Consider the following 15928-nt stretch of genomic DNA (forward strand, 5'->3'; position numbering starts at 1 on the left):
CATCGTCACGCCGCTCCAGCGCCGCCCTCCGCGGCGTCGCGCTACAACTGCTGCTCCCCGCGCAGGACGGGATAGGGATTGAGCGATTCGCCCTTCCACCACTGCCGTTCCGGGCCGAGCCGGTGGATCTCGAAATGCAGGTGCGGCGCGCCGGGGTCGGCGTTGCCGGTGCTGCCGACATAGCCGATCACCTGGCCGCGGCGGATCGCCTGTTGCTCGGCCAGCCCGTCGGCATAGCGCTGCAGGTGCGCGTAGTAGTACGCGTAGCGGCCGCTGGGCTCGAACTGGTACACGGTGAGACCGCCGCGCTCGCTGTCGAACAGCTTCTCCACGCTGCCGTCGGCCACCGCCAGCACCGGCGTGCCGGCGGGCGCCAGGATGTCGATCGCATCGTGCTGGCGGCCCTGGCTGCGGGCGTCGGTGAAGGTGTCCTGCAACTGGTCGCGGCGCACGCCCTGCACTGGGATCAGCAGCGCGGCGGAAGCGCTGTCGTCGGATCCCATGCCTGCCGCAGGCGCGGCGGCGGGCGGGAACGGTGCGGCCCCCGCCGCGGCTGGCGCAGGCGAAGGATTCGCCGTCGCGGCCTCGGTCGGGGTTGGTGCGGCTGCCGGTGCAGAATCGGCCGCGGCACCTGCCGCCGCGGCCACTGCCGGTGTGCCCGCGGCGACGGCGCTCGGCGTGGGACTGGGGCGCACCTGCACCACGCCATCGCGCAGCAGCCAGACACCCAGTGCCGCCGCGGCCACCAGTCCCACCAAGCTCAGCACGGTGCGCATGCGCTCACTCCTGCATGGTGACCGGCACCGAGGCGTTCACCGCCGCGGTCACGGTCAGTGCGTCCCAGTTGGTCAGGCGCACGCAGCCATGCGATTGCGCCTTGCCGACCCGTGCCGGCTCCGGGGTGCCGTGCAGGCCGTAATGGTCCTTGGACAGGTCGATCCACACCTCGCCGACCGGGTTGTTCGGCCCGGCCGCCAGCGTCGCCTTCTTGTCCGACTTGTCGGCATCCCAGAACAGCTTGGGGTTGTAGTGGAAGGTCGGCTGCCGCACCACGCCCTTGATCTTCCAGTCGCCGATCGGCAGCGGGTCGTGCTCGCTGCCGGTGGAAGCGGGGAACTGCGCCAGGATCGCGCCGTTGGCATCGAGCAGGCGCACGGTGGAGTCGGATTTGTCGACCAGCACCCGGGCCGCCTTGGGCAAGGCGGCGGTGCCGAGCACGTTCGGCACCTGCACGCTGGCGCCGGCCTGGGCGAAATCCACCGTCGGATTGAGCGCGCGCAGCAGCGCGGGCGCGGCGTGGAAGCGTTCGCCCAGGCGTTCTTCCACCGATTCGAAGCCCAGCGCCGGCAGCTTGGCCTTCTCCGCGGTGTCCTCGGGGATCTTGGGGAACGGACCGGCGATGTCCTCCGCGGTGAGCGTGTAGGCGACCAGCGCCGGGGCGGTGTCCTGCGCCAGCGCCTGCCAGGTGGCGTCGTCGAGTTCGCCGCTGGCGGGCAATCCGCGCGCGGCCTGGAACCCGGATACGGCGCGGCGCTGGTTGGAGCCGGCCTGGCCGTCGATTTCGCCCGGCGAGAAGTGCGCGCGGTCCAGCAGCACCTGCGCGCGCAGCAGCGAACGCTCGCCACTGTCCGGTACCGGCGCCGCGGCGGCGGCCTTGGCGGGCGGTTGCGCCACGGCGCTGCCGGCGGCGCAGGCCAACGCGGCGGCCAGGCAGGCGAGGGGAAGCGAACGTCGGGACATCGGCGGCTCCGGTGGAAGTTGGCTCCACCATGCCCGCGTGCGGCGACTAGCCCGCGTGAAATCGCTGGCTGCGGGATGACCGCGCCCGCCGATCCCGCTCAGCCGGTGCGCCGCTGCGGCCGCGCCGGCCGCGCGGTCCACGGCGCACGCTCCGCCGCGACATCAGCCCGCCGCGGTCCGCCGCAGCGCGTAGGCCAGCAGCCGCGCCTGCACGCGCTCGCCGAGCCCGCGCGGCGCCTCCAGCGCCATGCGCTGCAGGCACGCCGCATCGCCGGCCTCGCGCGACAGCAGCGCGCGCGCCACGGTGGCGAGCCTGGCGCCGCGGCCTGCCGTGCTGCGCTTGAGCCAGGCCAGCGCGCGCAGCAGGCGCTGCTCGACCGCGGTGAAGTCGCTGCCCAGCGGATAGTCGGGCAGGGTGCCGTCGGCACGGAACGGCGCCAGCGCGGCGCGGACCCGCTCGGCCGTGTTGCGCTGCCAGTGCGCCGGCGCGACGAACGCGGCGCCGAGCTTGCGCGCCTGCCTGGCCTGCTGCAGCAAGGCCGGCTGGAACGCCGCGTCGGCCAGGCCGGTCATCGTGGTCACGCAATCCTCGTCGGTCAGGCCGCGCAGGTCGGCGATGCCGTACTCGTTGATATAGAGGTCGCGCAGGTGGCGCGGGATGGTGGTGTGGCCGTAGTTCCAGCGCAGGTTGGACTGCAGCGCCTTCCCTTCGCCACGGGTGGCGCGGAACATCAGCACGCTGCGCGCGTCGTCCAGCGCATGCGCCATCGCCACGAAGTTGTACTGGCCACCGACGCCCGACACCACGCGGCCGTCGTCCAGTGCATCGGACACCGCCGCGCCGAGCGCGGTGGCCATCATGCAGGAGTTGAAGAAACGCGCCTCGCGCCGCTGCAGGCGGCGCAGCGCTTCGTCGCCGTAGAGCTGGTTGATCGCGCTGATCCGGTGCATGCCGATGCCGGCGCGCGCCTCCGGCGCCATCTCGCGCAACCAGGCGTAGAACTCGGGCGAGCCGAGGTAGAACGCGCCCTGCAGGTATTCGCCGTCGCGCTGCAGCCGCGCGTGGTCGTCGGCGTCGGCGCGGCCGTCGGCCATGCGCTGCATCAGCTCGGCATCGTCGAGCACCTTGCGCCGGATCACGCCGCACTGGACCAGTTGCCGGAAGCCTTCGTTGAGCATCTCGCTGCAGCCGAACAGGCCGACCGAGAACGGCGCCAGTCCGCCGCACTCGCGCACCGCCGGATGCGTCTCCAGCGCCGGATCCAGCGCCGCCAGCACCTGCCGGTAGCGCGCGTTGTCGGTGTGCCGCAGCACCAGCGCGTGGCACAGCGCATCGGCCAGGGTGCCGATGCCGATCTGCAGGGTGCCGCCATCGCGCACCAGGGTGCTGGCGTACAGGCCGATCGCGTAGTCGGCATCGGCCACCGGTTGCCGCGGCAGGCCGAACAGGCGCGGGTACGGGCCCGGCGGGCCGACCACCACGTCGAAGAACGTCGCATCCACCACCGCGCAGCCGCCGATCCACGGCAGCTGCGGATCGATCTCGGCCACCAGCAACGGCCGCGGCAGGCCGCGCCGGCGCACCGCGTCCAGCGTGTCCTGGGTGATGTCGTTGTTGCACGAGAACGACAGGCGCGTGCCGCCGGGTTCGCGCGCGACCTTCTGCACGATCAGGTTCGGCGCGCGCTGCGCCACCGCGTCGGCGGCATGGGTGTAGTTGAGGCTGGTGTAGCCGCGCTGCGCCTGCGCCGAGTGCAGCAGCCCACCGGACTGCATGTAGAACTCCTCGACCTGGATGTGCGCCGGCAGCGCGTCGCGCTGCATGGCCTGCACGTACTTGAGCTTGGGGAAATCGTCGCCGAAATGGCGCTGCACGAACGGGCGCGCGAAGCGTCCTTCCAGGCCGTCGCCGCCGGCCGCCGGCGGGTTCAGCGACAGGGCGGTGTACAGCTGCATCGGCCGCGCCGGATCGGCGGCGACCCGGTCGTAGAGCGCATTGAGCAGGCGGTGCGGCTTGCCGATGCCCAGCGGCGCGCCGATGCGCAATGCGCCGGGAATGCGGTGCAGGATCAGGTCGACGGTGGCGTCGAGGTCTTCGAGGTGGTCGGTCATCGGCATAGCTTAGGCGAGCGCCGCGCTCGCATGCGTCCGCGGTGATGCAAGGCACTTGACAGTCGCATCGTTTACTCGTGTAATCGAAAAAAATTACAGGTGTAAACGGAATGACGATCAGCGATGCCGAAGCCGTGGTGATGCAGGTGCTGTGGGAGCGGCACCCGCTCGGCGCCGAGGAGGTGTTCGCGGCCCTGGCCGGGCACGGCGGCTGGGCCGAGCCCACGGTCAAGACCCTGCTCAATCGCCTGCTCAACAAGGGCGCCATCCGCGCCGACAAGCAGGGTCGCCGTTATCTCTATACCCCGTTGCTGGCCCGCGAGCAGTGGGTGCAGCAGCAAAGCGAAGGCCTGCTCGAACGCCTGTTCGGCGGCCGTGTCGCGCCCTTGGTGGCGCACTTCAGCGAACGCGGCAAGCTGAGCGATGCCGATATCGCGGAACTCAAACGACTGATCCAGGAGCTTGACGATGAGCGTTGAAACGTTCGTGGCAGGGATGTGGGCGACGGCGCTGGCCGGCAGCGCGGCGATCGTGGCGGTGCTGGCGGTGCGCGCGCCGTTGCGGCGCCTGTTCGGCGCGGGGCTCGCCTATGCTGCCTGGGCCATGGTGCCGCTGGCGATGTTCGCGGCGCTGCTGCCTGGCGACGCGCGTCCGTCGTTGCCGTCGTTGGCGCTGCCGCAGGTGTGGGTGGGCGCGACGCAGACGACGGGCATGGCCGGCACACCGATGCCGGGCGCGGACCGGTACGCCGCAGCGTGGTTGTTTGCGCTTTGGCTGCTGGGCGCCACGGCGATGGCCGTGACCCTGTGGCGGCAGCAGCGGCGCTACCGGCGCAGTCTGGGGCAGCTATCGCCCGGCACCGACGGGGTGCTGTACGCGCAGCATGCGCTGCATGGTCCGCTGGTGCTCGGCGCGTGGCGCCCGCGGATCGTGGTGCCGCTGGATTTCGCGCAGCGCTATCCGACTGCGCAGGCGCAACTGGTCCTGGACCACGAGCGCACCCATATCGCCCGCGGCGACACCCGCCACAACCTGGTGCTGGCCGCCTTGCGCTGCGTGTACTGGTTCAATCCGCTGTTGCACTGGGCCGCGGCGCGGTTCCGCTTCGATCAGGAACTGGCCTGCGACGCGGCGGTGCTGGCGCGGCATCCGGCCTCGCGCCGCAGCTATGCCGAAGCGATGCTGCAGACCCAACTGGATGCGATCGCATTGCCGGTCGGCTGCCACTGGCAGGCCGGGCAGACCTTGCGCCAGCGCATCGCGCTGCTGCAACGGCCGGCGGTGCGCGGTTGGCGGCGGCGTGCCGGCATCGCCGTGGTGGCGACGCTGGCGCTGTGCGGGGCCACGGCGGCCTGGGCGTTGCAGCCGCTGCCGGCGTCCTCGTTGGCGAGCAGCGACCGAGCCGCCGGGCTGGCGAAGGCGCAGGTGCCCGACACGGCCGCGCGCGCCTCCGGCGATCAAACACGTTCCGCGCCCGCATACGCTTGGGCCGCCGACGCGGCGGCAGCCTCGGCCAAGCGCGGGACGACGCCGGCCACGCCGCTGGCGATGAATCCACCGGTCTACCCGCGCGAGGCACTGGACAAGGGCGTTTCGGGGAAGGTGCTGCTGCTGGTCGATGTGGACGCGGCCGGCCGCGTCAGCGACGTCGCCCTGTCCGGGCACGGCAGTGGCGATGCCGTGCTGGATCAGGCGGCGATGGCGGCGGCCCGGCAGTGGCGCTTCGTGCCGGCGAAAGCGCGTGGGCGGGCGATCGCCTCGCGGCTGAAGATTCCGGTCAACTTCGACCTGGGGATGCAGCCGGCGGATGCGCCGCCGGGCATGGCCAATGCCGCTCGCTACAACTGGTATCTGCTGGACATGGATGGCGACCCGCGTGACTACCGTTGCGACATCCTCTACACCCCCGGGACCCTGGGCGGAGGCGATCCCCTGTACTGCGGTTTCGCGGTCAAGGTGGCCACGCGATGAGCCTGCGCTGGGTCGGCGTTGCCTTCGCCAGCCTGTGTCTGGTCGGCTGCGCCAGCCAACCGCCGCGCGAGCAGGCGCAGCGGCTGGATTCGGTGGATCAGCGTCTGCTCGCGCCGGGCGGCGATGGCGCCGCCGCTGGTTCGATCACGCCCTACAGGATGCAACCGCAGCAGGTGTTCCGCATGCCGCAGCCGCTGGACGCGGCCACGCCGCAGTTGCCGTCCGATTCGCCGCGACAAACATTGGCGCCGACCACCGTGTGCGTGCGTGTGATCCTGACCGCGCAGGGCGCGGTGCAGCGCAGCGAGCCGCTGCACGATCGCGAGGACTGCAACGCCGGGGCTTTGGCGGACAACGCCGATCTGCTGCAGGCGGTGCAGCAGCAGATCGCGCACTGGCGCTTCGTGCCGGCGGCGATCTGCACGTACACCGATCCGGCGCAACGTCCGGCGGTGGCGGATCGTTGCGACGCTGCGGCCTCGATCGAGGAAGTGCCGGTGACCTTGGCCTATGCGTTCACGTTCGAAGTGCGGCAGGGCAAGGCCAGTGTGCAGGCTGGAGATTTGGGGGGACGTGGGGCGCGTTGAGTGAAGGCGTCGGCGGAGAGCGTAGTGGAAGTGCTTTAGTGCAGGGTCCCCGGTTGAGGCGCCGGTTGTCTGTGAGTGTCTGTCGCGGCTGAAGCCGCTCCTACAGGAGCGCGGGGCTCGGCTACAGCATCTGTGGCTTGAACAGGCGGCGCCGCGAGATCTCGGCACCGGACAGCATGAACTTGCCGTCGCCGCGGTAGTGCAGGGTTTTGGGCAGTTTCGGCGACACGGCGACGTGCGCCTTCACCACTTCCCAGACGAACAGGTTGTGCCGGGCAATGCCGCGGCCGTCGTGCAGGCGGCACTCGAAGCTGGCATAGCACTCGGCGATCAGCGGCGCCTGCACCTGGCTGCCGGCCACCGCGGTCAGGCCGAAGTGGGCGAACTTGTCCACCTGCGCGCCGCTGCTGTTGCCGATGCCGACCACGGTGTCGACCAGGTCCGCGGTGGGCAGGTTGATCGTGCATTGCCGGCTGCGCCGGACCAGGTCGAAACTGTGGTTGGCGCTGGAGATGCAGCAGGCGATCAGCGAGGGCGAGAACTCCAGCACCATGTGCCAGCCCAGGGTCATGATGTCGCGCTGCCCGTTCCATGCCGAACCGACCAGCACCACCGGGCCGGGTTCGAGGAAACGGCGCACCTGCTCGGTCGGATAATCGTGTTTGCGGTAGCGGCGCATGGGGGCGTCCTCGCGGTGGCGACGCGACCAGTCTGGCCGGCGACGGTGAACGCCGCGTCGGCGCGCGCTACTCCAGCCGATGCACCGCATCGGCGATGCGTTCCACTTCCTCGGCCTGGTGGCTCACGTAGAGCATCGGCAGTCTCACTTCATCGCGTACCCGCTGCAGGTACGGGATCAGTTCGGCGCGGCGCGGCGCGTCCAGCGCCGACAGCGGTTCGTCGAACAGCAGGATCGCCGGCTGCGCCAGCAGGGCGCGGCCGATCGCCACGCGCTGCGTCTCGCCACCGGACAGGTTGCCCGGGCGCCGTCCCAGCAGCGGCGCGATGCCGAGCAGGTCCACCACCGCATCGAAGCCGAAGCGCGCGGCCTCGCCGCGGCCATGGCGGCCGTAGCCGAGGTTGCGGCGCACGTCCATGTGCGGGAACAGCCGCGCGTCCTGGAACACGTAGCCGATGCGGCGCCGATGGGTGGGCACGTCGATGCCGGCCGCGCTGTCGTAGAGCACGCGCTCGGCGATGACGATGCGCCCGCTGTGCGGCCGCAGAACGCCGGCGATGGCATTGAGCACGCTGGTCTTGCCGGCGCCGGACGGGCCGACCAGCGCGATCACGCGCGCGGCCTCCTCGATCCGCAGGCGGCGCTGGAAGTGGCCGCGGCGCACGTCGATGTCGATGCTCAGCATCGGCGCGTCCCCGGCTTCGACGCGCTTGGCGGCGCATGCGAGGACACCGAGCGAAACCGGCTCATGCGTCGGCCTCCGGCGCGCGCTGGCGCCGCACCAGCCATTCCGACAGCAGCAGCGCGGCCAGCGAGATCGCCAGCGCCACCGCCGCCAGCCGCCAGATGCCGGCTTCGCCGCCGGGCACTTGCAGCAGGCTGTAGATCGCCGACGACAGGGTCTGGGTTTCCCCGGGAATGTTGGAGACGAAGGTGATGGTGGCGCCGAACTCGCCCAGCGCCTTGGCGAAGGCCAGCGCGGTGCCGGCGACCAGGCCGGGCCAGGCCAGCGGCAGAGTGATGGTGAAGAACACCCGCCAGGGCGCGGCGCCCAACGTGGCCGCGGCCGCCTCCAGGCGCCGGTCGGTGGATTCGAGCGACAGGCGGATCGCGCGCACCATCAGCGGAAACCCCATCACCGCGCTCGCCAGCGCCGCGCCGGTCCAGCGGAAGGCGACCTGCACGCCCAGGTGCTCGAGCAGCCAGGCGCCGACCGGCCCCCGCGTGCCGAGCACGATCAGCAGCGCATAGCCGGTGACGATCGGCGGCATCACCAGCGGCAGGTGCAGCAGCGCATCCAGCAGCGATTTGCCGGGGAACCGGCGCCGCGCCAGCAGCCAGCCGCAGGCCACGCCGAACGGCAGGCTGCCCAGTGCCGCGACCAGCGCGACCTTGACGCTGAGCGCGATCGCGGTCAGTTCCTGCGGGGTGAATGCGAACAACGGCGAAGCTCAGTGCACGAGCGAGAAACCACGGCGCTGGAAGATCGCCTGGGCCGGCGGCGTCCCCAGCCAGCGCACGAAGTCGGCCGCCGCCGGCTGCTTGCTCGCGCGCAGCGTCGCCACCGGATACACGATCGGTGCATGGCTGTCGGCGGGGAACACCGCCACCACCCGCACCTTCGGCTCGGCCTTGGCGTCGGAGCCGTAGACGATGCCCAGCGGCGTCTCGCCGCGCGCCACCAGCATCAGCGCGCTGCGCACGCTCTCCGATTCGGCCAGGCGCGCCTGCACGCCGTCCCATTGCCCCAGCGCCTGCAGCGCGGCGCGCGCGTACTTGCCGGCCGGCACGCTGCTGGTCTGCCCGACCGCCAGGCGGCCCTGCGCGCCAAGCGCCACGGCGAGCGCACCGCGCTTGCGCAGATCCACCTTGATCGTGCTGGACGCGGGCGCCACCAGCACCAGCGTGTTGCCGAGCAGGTTGCGGCGCTGCGCCGGATCGACCAGCTGGCGCTGCTGCAGATAGTCCATCCACTCCAGGTCGGCGGAGAAGAACACGTCCGCCGGCGCGCCCTGTTCCACCTGCCGCGCCAGCGCCGAACTGGCCGCGTACGACACCTGCACGGGCGTGCCGCTGGACCGCTGGTAGGCGGCTGCGGCTTCGTCCAGCGATTCCTTCAGGCTGGCGGCGGCGAACACGGTCAGCGGCGCGGAGGCCGGTTGCGCCCAGGCCGCCGGCGCGGACACGCCGATGGCGAGCGAGAACAGGCACAGCAGGCGGCGTAGCAGTCGGGACATGGCGAGGCTCCTGGAAAAATCAGGGGGTGACGACGGCGATCGACTGTACCTGCCGCACCCAGCGCGCGGGCCGTTGATCCTGCGGCACGATCAGGCGCAGCGGGCCGTCCTCGGCAGCGAGCGGCTTGTCGTCGCAACGATCGACCAGCAGCACGCGGCGCGCGCCCAGCGTCGGGTCCAGTTCGGCCAGGGTGAACACGGCGGCGTAGCCGTCGCGCGCGGCGACTTCGACCCGCCGCTGCAGCTGGGCGCCGCGCAGCGGCTCGGTGGGCATGGCGTGCTGTGCCTGCAGCACGGCGCGTAGCGCCACGCCTTCGCAGTCCAGCGGCTGGCCATGCGCCTGGGCGCTGACCCGCTCGCGCGGCAAGGTGCCCAGCGCGGCGTCATCGAGTGCGATCCGCAGCACGCCGCTGGCCGCTACGGTAGCGGCAACGTCGGCGTGCGCGGGGCGGTCATGCGCGGCCTGCGCCTGCACAGCGGCCAGCGCCAGGCCAAGAACGGCGAAAAGGCGGGATCGGGACATGCCCGCATCCTACCGCCTTCACCGCGGTGCGGCGTGCAGGTCGTCGATGCGGCCGGCCTGGATGTTGGCGCGCACCGACGGCTGCATCAGCCGCGGCGGTGCCAGCGTCGCATCGCGCGCCTGGCGCAGCGCGACGAACGCGGCTTCGTCCACGCCGTCGCGCACGTGGATGTTGTCGCGGCGCTGCGCGCCGATGCTGGTTTCGCAGGCCACCGCGCGGCCGCCGGCGCCGTAGTCGTGGCAGACGAACACACGGGTGGCGGCGGGCAGCGCGTACAGCGTCTGGATCGAGCGGAACAGCGTCGCCGCGTCGCCGCCCGGGAAATCGCAACGCGCGGTGCCGCTGTCGGGCATGAACAGCGAATCGCCCGGAAACAGCGCATCGCCGATCAGGTAGGCGACGCTGTCGTCGGTATGCCCGGGCACCGCGATCACCCGCGCCTGCAACTGGCCGATCGCGAAGCGCTCGCCGTCGGCGAACAGGTGGTCGAAGCCGCAGCGCGCGTCGTCGTCTTCCGCGGCCAGGCCGAACTGCGGCGCGAAGCGCGCACGCACCTGGCGGATGCCGGCGCCGATCGCCAGCGTCGCCAGCGGCCAGCGCCGCTTGAACCATTGCGCGGCGGAGACATGGTCGGCGTGGGCATGGGTTTCCAGGATCCAGCGCAGCTGCAGGCCGCGCGCGGACAGCAGCTCGGCCAGGCCCTGCGCCGGCGCATCGGCCACCGCCGCGGTCTGCGGCTCGAAGTCGAACACCGGGTCGATCACCGCGGCGTCGCGGCCGTCCTCGACCACGTAGCTCCAGGTGCCGGAAGCGGCGTGGTGGAACGGGTGGACGTGCGGGACGTGGCTCATGGCGTGACCTTGGCGGGGAGGGAAGCGCCGGCGCCGCAGTAGATGGCGTGCAAGGTATCGAGGATGCGCTGCGCCGGGCCCGGGGCCAGCGAATAGTAGATGGTCTGTCCGTCGCGGCGGGTCTGCACCAGGCCGTCCTCGCGCAGCAGCGCCAGGTGCTGCGACAGCGCCGACTGGCTCAGGTCCACGCGCGCGTTGAGCTCGCCCACCGACTGTTCGTGATCGACCAGCAGGCACAGCAGCAGCAGCCGCTTTTCGTTGCCCAGCGCCTTCAGCAGGCGCGCGGCCTCGGTCGCGTGCGCCTGCATGGCCTCCGCATCCAGCGTGGGCGTCGCGCGCCGCGCCATCGCGATCAGAACGCGACCGGCAGGCCGGCGGCGGTCCAGCCCAGGAAGCCGCCGTGCAGCGAGCGCACCGCGCTGTAGCCCATCTGCTGCAGGCTCAGCGCCGCCAGCGTGGACCGGCCGCCGCTGGCGCAGTACAGCAGGATCGGGTGGTCGCGGCGGGCCAGGGCCGGGTCGCTGTCCAGGTGGAACTCGAGGATGCCGCGCGGGATGTTGATCGCGTTGGGCAGGTGGCCGACGGCGAACTCGCCGGGTTCGCGCACGTCGATGATCCATTCGCCCGGCAGCGGCCTGGCCGCGGCATCGGTGTCGATTTCGTGGATCTGCGGGCGCGCCCGGTCGACCAGGGCTTGTGCGGAGGAGTGGGGCATGGGGGGCTCCGGTGGATGAATGGCGCCAATCATATCAGTTGACTCTAATATAAGAAAATTCTAATTTATCTCGCAGCCAGCGATCGGTCGCCGGCCGCGACCGCTCCGGTCGCATCCTCGTCCTGGAGTCTCCGCGTGAAGCCGTTTGCCGTCCCACTCGTCCTGGCCGCGTGCCTGTCGCTCGCCGCCTGCGGGCACGAATCCCCCGCCGCGTCCGCGCCGCCGCTGCCCGCCCTGCGGACCGACGTGGTGGCCTATGCGCCAGCCCCGTCGCGTGCCTGGGATGGGGTGGTCGCCGCGGTGGAGCACGCCGACCTGACGGCGCAGACCGCCGGGCGGGTGCGCGACGTGGCGGTGGACGTCGGCGATCGCGTCGCCGCTGGCCAGGTATTGCTGCGGCTCAGCGCGGTGGAGCAGCGCGCCGGCGTGGACGGCGCCCAGGCGCAGTTGCGCGCCGCCGCGGCCAGTGCCGACGAGGCCGAGGCCAGCTACCGCCGCTACGCCGCGCTGGCCGCGGCGCAGTACGTGTCACGGGCGCAGCTGGAGCAAGCCCGCGCCACCCGCGATGCGGCGCTCGCGGCGCGCCAGTCCGCCGCGGCGCAGTTGGCGCAGGCGCGGCAGCCGGCCGATTACACGGTGATCCGGGCACCGTTCGCCGGCGTGGTCAGCGCGCGCCGGGTGCAGCCGGGCGAAGCCGTGGCCGCCGGCCAGGCGTTGCTGGCGCTGTACGCGCCCGGCGCGCAACGCATCGAGGTGCAGGTGCCGCAGTCCGATGCCGCGGCGATCCGCGCAGTGCCGCGCGCGCAGGTGCGGCTGGACGACGGCCGCACGCTGGCGGTGGCGCAGGTGGTGGTGTTCCCGACCGCCGATCCGGACAGCCACAGCGTGACCGTGCGCGTACCGTTGCCGGTGCTGACCCCGGCACCTGCGCCGGGGACCACCGCCAAGGTCGCCTTCGCCGCGCCCGCCGACACCGACGTGGATGCCGGTGCCGGTGCCGACGCGGCCGCGGTGTGGATGCCGCGTGCGGCGCTGCTGCAGCGTGGCGAACTGAGCGCGGCCTATGTGCTTGCCGGCGACCGCCTGCAGTTGCGGCAATTGCGCGTCGGCCGGCAGGAGCCGCAGCGGGTCGAGGTGCTGAGCGGGCTGAAGGCCGGCGAGCGCGTGGCGCGCGATCCGGTCGCCGCCGGGCAGGCGCTGGCCGCGCAGCGGCGCGCGCTGGCGGAGCGCTGAGATGGCCGCGCGTCTTGGCGTGTCCGGCCGCCTGGCGGCGCTGTTCCAGGCTAATCCTCTGACCCCGTTGCTGGCCTTGCTCGGGCTGCTGCTGGGCCTGGCCGCGGTGGCGATCACGCCGCGCGAGGAAGAGCCGCAGATCGACGTGACCATGGCCAACGTGTCGGTGGCCTTCGCCGGCGCCGATGCGCGCGAGGTGGAGCAACTGCTGAGCACGCCGCTGGAACAGAAGCTGGACGAGATCGAGGGGGTCAAGCACGTGTATTCGGTCAGCCGCCCGGGGCTGGCGCTGCTGACCGTCGAATTCCAGGTCGGGGTGCCGCGGCAGGCGGCGCTGGTGCGGCTGTACAACCAGGTCTACTCCAACCTGGACGCATTGCCGCCCGGCGCGGGCGCGCCATTGGTCAAGCCCAAGGGCATCGACGATGTGCCGGTGATGGCGGTGACCCTGTGGAGCGACGACCCGCAGCGCAGCGCGCTGGACCTGGGCGCGGTCGCGCACACCCTGGAAACCGAGCTCAAGCGCATCCCCGGCACGCGCGACATCTACAGCATCGGCGCGCCGCAACGGGTGTTGACGCTGACCCTGGATCCGGCGCGGCTGGCGGCCTACGGCTTGACCGTGTCCGACCTGAGCCAAGCGCTGCAGGCGGCCAATGCGGTGCGCCAGCTCGGCGAGCGGATCGGCAGCGACCGCGCGGTGCCGGTCGTGGCCGGGACCTTCCTGGCCGATGCCGACACCGTGGCGGCGCTGGTGATCGGCATGCACGACGGCCAGCCGCTGCGGCTGCGCGACGTGGCCCAGGTCCGCCCCGGCGCCGACCTGCCGTCCAGCTACGTGTGGTACGGCGCGCCGGCGGCGCGCGGCGGTCCGGCGCAGGGCCGCGCGCCGGCGGTGACCCTCGCCATCGCCAAGCAACCCGGCCGCGACGCCGCCGCGATCACCCGCGCCGTCGCCACGCGCCTGCAGCAACTGCAAGGGCAGACCATTCCGCACGGCGTGCATGCCGCGATCACCCGCGACTACGGCGCCAGCGCCGACGCCAAGGCCGCCAAGTTGATCCACAAACTGGTGTTCGCGACCGGCTCGGTGGTGCTGCTGGTGCTGTTCGCGCTGGGCTGGCGCGAGGCCCTGGTGGTCGGCAGCGCGGTGGTGCTGACCCTGGCGCTGACCCTGTTCGCGTCGTGGGCGATGGGCTTCACCCTCAACCGGGTGTCGCTGTTCGCGCTGATCTTCTCGATCGGGATCCTGGTGGACGACGCCATCGTGGTGGTGGAGAACATCCACCGGCATATGCGCGCCGGCGGCAAGCGCCTGCACGAGGCGATCCCGCCGGCGGTGGACGAGGTCGGCGGGCCGACCATCCTCGCCACCCTGACCGTGATCGCGGCGCTGATGCCGATGGCCTTCGTCAGCGGGCTGATGGGGCCGTACATGCGACCGATCCCGGTCAATGCCTCGGTCGGCATGCTGCTGTCGCTGGCGATCGCGCTGACCGTGACCCCGTGGCTGGCGCTGAAGCTGCTGGCGCGGCATGCGCCGCCAGCCGCCGCCGACGGCGAGGCGACGGCCGCGTCGCCGCGCCTGCAGCGCCTGTTCTCGCGCGTGCTGCATCCCTTCCTCGCCCCCGCGACCGGCGCGCGGCGGCGTGGCTGGCTGTTCGCCGCGGTCGCGGCGCTGCTCGTGCTGGCGGTCGCGCTGGTGGGGCTGCAATGGGTGGTGCTGAAGATGCTGCCGTTCGACAACAAGTCCGAACTGCAGATCGTGGTGGACCTGCCCGAGGGCAGCACCCTGCAGGCGACCGATGCGTTGCTGGCCGACCTGGCGGGCGTGCTCGACCGCGATCCGGACGTGCGCGACTACCAGGCCTATGCCGGCACCTCGGCGCCGGTCAATTTCAACGGCTTGGTGCGGCAGTACTTCCTGCGCAGTGGCAACAATGTCGGCGACCTGCAGGTGAACCTGCTGGACCAGCATCTGCGTTCGCGCCACAGCCACGCCATCGCGCGCGCCCTGCGTGGGCCGTTGACGGCGGTCGCGCGCCGCCACGGCGCGGTGTTGAAAGTGGTGGAGGTGCCGCCGGGCCCGCCGGTGCTGGCGCCGCTGGTGGCCGAAGTGTACGGCCCCGACGACGCGCGCAGCCGGCGGCTGGCGCTGGCGCTGGAACAGCGCTTCCTGCGCACGCCCAACGTGGTCGATGTCGATACCAGCGTGGAGAGCGCCGCCAGCCGCGAGGTGCTCGTCGTCGACCGCGTGCGCGCGGCGCGGCTGGGCGTGACGCAGGCGGCGATCGCCGAGGCGCTGGCGGTGGCGGTACAGGGCGTGGATGCGACCTGGCTGCACGATGGCGCGTCCAAGTATCCGCATCCGGTGCGGCTGCGCCTGCCGGCCGCGGACCAGGCCGGCGTCGCGCGCATGCTGGCGCTGCGCGTGCGCGGCGGCGACGGCCAACTGGTGCCGCTGTCGGAACTGGTCTCGGTGCAGCGCATGCCGTGGGACGGCGCGATCTCGCACAAGGACCTGCGGCCGGTGGTGTACGTCACCGGCGACGAGGCCGGGCGCCTGGACAGCCCGCTGTACGGCATGTTCGACCTGGTCGGGCAACTGCGCCGGCACAGCGTCGACGGTCAGCGGCTGACGCAGCATTTCATCGCGGCGCCGGGCGACAGCGCCGACTTCGCGGTGAAATGGGACGGCGAATGGCAGATCACCTACGAGACCTTCCGCGACATGGGCATCGCCTACGCGGTCGGCCTGCTGTTGATCTACCTGCTGGTGGTGGCGCAGTTCCGCAGCTATCTGCTGCCGCTGGTGATCATGGCGCCGATTCCGCTGACGGTGATCGGCGTGCTGCCGGGGCATGCGCTGCTCGGCGCCCAGTTCACCGCCACCAGCATGATCGGCATGATTGCGCTGGCCGGCATCATCGTGCGCAATTCGATCCTGCTGGTGGACTTCATTCGCCACGCGCTGGCGCAGGGGCGCAGCGCCGAGCAGGCGCTGGTGGAGGCCTGCGCGGTGCGCGCGCCGCCGATCGTGCTGACCGGGCTGGCGGCGATGCTGGGGGCGGTGTTCATTCTCGACGATCCAATCTTCAACGGCCTGGCGGTGTCCCTGCTGTTCGGCATCCTGGTCAGCACGGCGCTGACCCTGCTGGTGATCCCGTTGCTGTACTACCCGTTGGCGCGCCGCGCCGCGGCGGCCACCACGGCGGCGTGACGGCGATGCGCAGGCGCGTCCACGCCGTCTTTGCGGCGCCGGCGTAGAGTCGGCGTTCC

At 72.0% G+C, this 15928-nt stretch carries 16 protein-coding genes; 5 read left to right on the top strand and 11 right to left on the bottom strand.

The features are described from left to right. Window positions 1-41: 41 nt before the first annotated feature. The 3 genes from AB3X07_RS05475 to AB3X07_RS05485 all read right to left on the bottom strand — a co-directional run bounded on the left by AB3X07_RS05475 (window position 42) and on the right by AB3X07_RS05485 (window position 3852). Window positions 42-776, bottom strand: a complete 735-nt coding sequence (locus AB3X07_RS05475; protein WP_369943432.1) for a M23 family metallopeptidase — start codon at window positions 774-776, stop codon at window positions 42-44. Between the two features lie 4 nt (window positions 777-780). Then, window positions 781-1740, bottom strand: coding sequence for a L,D-transpeptidase family protein (locus AB3X07_RS05480; RefSeq protein WP_369943433.1), 960 nt, complete (start codon window positions 1738-1740; stop codon window positions 781-783). 162 nt (window positions 1741-1902) lie between these two features. Next, window positions 1903-3852 carry an acetyl-CoA hydrolase/transferase C-terminal domain-containing protein gene (locus tag AB3X07_RS05485; protein ID WP_369943434.1) on the bottom strand — a complete coding sequence of 650 codons (1950 nt, stop codon included), beginning with the start codon at window positions 3850-3852 and terminating at the stop codon, window positions 1903-1905. Between the two features lie 110 nt (window positions 3853-3962). Here AB3X07_RS05485 and AB3X07_RS05490 point away from each other — a divergent pair, with 110 nt between their 5' ends. Genes AB3X07_RS05490 through AB3X07_RS05500 form a run of 3 tightly spaced genes read left to right on the top strand, consistent with a single transcriptional unit; the run spans window position 3963 to window position 6410 of the window. Beyond that, complete coding sequence (locus tag AB3X07_RS05490) at window positions 3963-4331, top strand: BlaI/MecI/CopY family transcriptional regulator (RefSeq protein WP_369943435.1); 369 nt, start codon at window positions 3963-3965, stop codon at window positions 4329-4331. Continuing rightward, the gene (locus tag AB3X07_RS05495; RefSeq protein WP_369943436.1) at window positions 4321-5823 is read left to right on the top strand and encodes a TonB family protein; all 1503 of its coding nucleotides are present in this window, start codon (window positions 4321-4323) and stop codon (window positions 5821-5823) included. Before AB3X07_RS05490 ends, AB3X07_RS05495 begins: the two co-directional genes overlap by 11 nt. Further along, window positions 5820-6410 carry a hypothetical protein gene (locus tag AB3X07_RS05500; RefSeq protein WP_369943437.1) on the top strand — a complete coding sequence of 197 codons (591 nt, stop codon included), beginning with the start codon at window positions 5820-5822 and terminating at the stop codon, window positions 6408-6410. Before AB3X07_RS05495 ends, AB3X07_RS05500 begins: the two co-directional genes overlap by 4 nt. 121 nt (window positions 6411-6531) lie before the next feature. On the opposite strand, the gene AB3X07_RS05505 is transcribed toward AB3X07_RS05500, so the two are convergent. The 8 genes from AB3X07_RS05505 to AB3X07_RS05540 form a co-directional block, all read right to left on the bottom strand. Beyond that, complete coding sequence (locus AB3X07_RS05505) at window positions 6532-7089, bottom strand: flavin reductase family protein (protein ID WP_369943438.1); 558 nt, start codon at window positions 7087-7089, stop codon at window positions 6532-6534. A 67-nt stretch (window positions 7090-7156) separates the two neighbouring features. Further along, entirely contained in the window at window positions 7157-7774 is a 618-nt protein-coding gene (locus tag AB3X07_RS05510; RefSeq protein WP_369943439.1) for a molybdenum ABC transporter ATP-binding protein, read from the bottom strand. Window positions 7775-7835: 61 nt separating this feature from the next. Next, window positions 7836-8531 (bottom strand): molybdate ABC transporter permease subunit, encoded by a 696-nt coding sequence (gene modB, locus AB3X07_RS05515; protein ID WP_369943440.1) that lies wholly within the window; start codon window positions 8529-8531, stop codon window positions 7836-7838. A gap of 9 nt (window positions 8532-8540) precedes the next feature. Further along, a complete protein-coding gene (modA, locus tag AB3X07_RS05520) occupies window positions 8541-9326 on the bottom strand; it encodes a molybdate ABC transporter substrate-binding protein (RefSeq protein ID WP_369943441.1) in 786 nt (261 codons plus the stop codon). A gap of 19 nt (window positions 9327-9345) precedes the next feature. Beyond that, on the bottom strand, window positions 9346-9849 hold the full coding sequence (locus tag AB3X07_RS05525) for a hypothetical protein (protein ID WP_369943442.1): 504 nt from the start codon (window positions 9847-9849) through the stop codon (window positions 9346-9348). 18 nt (window positions 9850-9867) lie between these two features. Beyond that, window positions 9868-10701 carry an MBL fold metallo-hydrolase gene (locus AB3X07_RS05530; protein WP_369943443.1) on the bottom strand — a complete coding sequence of 278 codons (834 nt, stop codon included), beginning with the start codon at window positions 10699-10701 and terminating at the stop codon, window positions 9868-9870. Further along, the gene (locus AB3X07_RS05535) at window positions 10698-11048 is read right to left on the bottom strand and encodes an ArsR/SmtB family transcription factor (protein ID WP_369943444.1); all 351 of its coding nucleotides are present in this window, start codon (window positions 11046-11048) and stop codon (window positions 10698-10700) included. Before AB3X07_RS05535 ends, AB3X07_RS05530 begins: the two co-directional genes overlap by 4 nt. 5 nt (window positions 11049-11053) lie before the next feature. After that, on the bottom strand, window positions 11054-11416 hold the full coding sequence (locus AB3X07_RS05540; RefSeq protein ID WP_369943445.1) for a rhodanese-like domain-containing protein: 363 nt from the start codon (window positions 11414-11416) through the stop codon (window positions 11054-11056). 135 nt (window positions 11417-11551) lie between these two features. On the opposite strand from AB3X07_RS05540, the gene AB3X07_RS05545 reads away from it, so the two are divergent. Beyond that, a complete protein-coding gene (locus AB3X07_RS05545) occupies window positions 11552-12649 on the top strand; it encodes an efflux RND transporter periplasmic adaptor subunit (protein ID WP_369943446.1) in 1098 nt (365 codons plus the stop codon). Between the two features lies 1 nt (window position 12650). After that, window positions 12651-15869, top strand: a complete 3219-nt coding sequence (locus tag AB3X07_RS05550) for an efflux RND transporter permease subunit (protein WP_369943447.1) — start codon at window positions 12651-12653, stop codon at window positions 15867-15869. Window positions 15870-15928: the final 59 nt, after the last annotated feature.

Source organism: Xanthomonas sp. DAR 35659, from assembly GCF_041242975.1.
In the GTDB taxonomy this organism is placed as follows: domain Bacteria; phylum Pseudomonadota; class Gammaproteobacteria; order Xanthomonadales; family Xanthomonadaceae; genus Xanthomonas_A; species Xanthomonas_A medicagonis.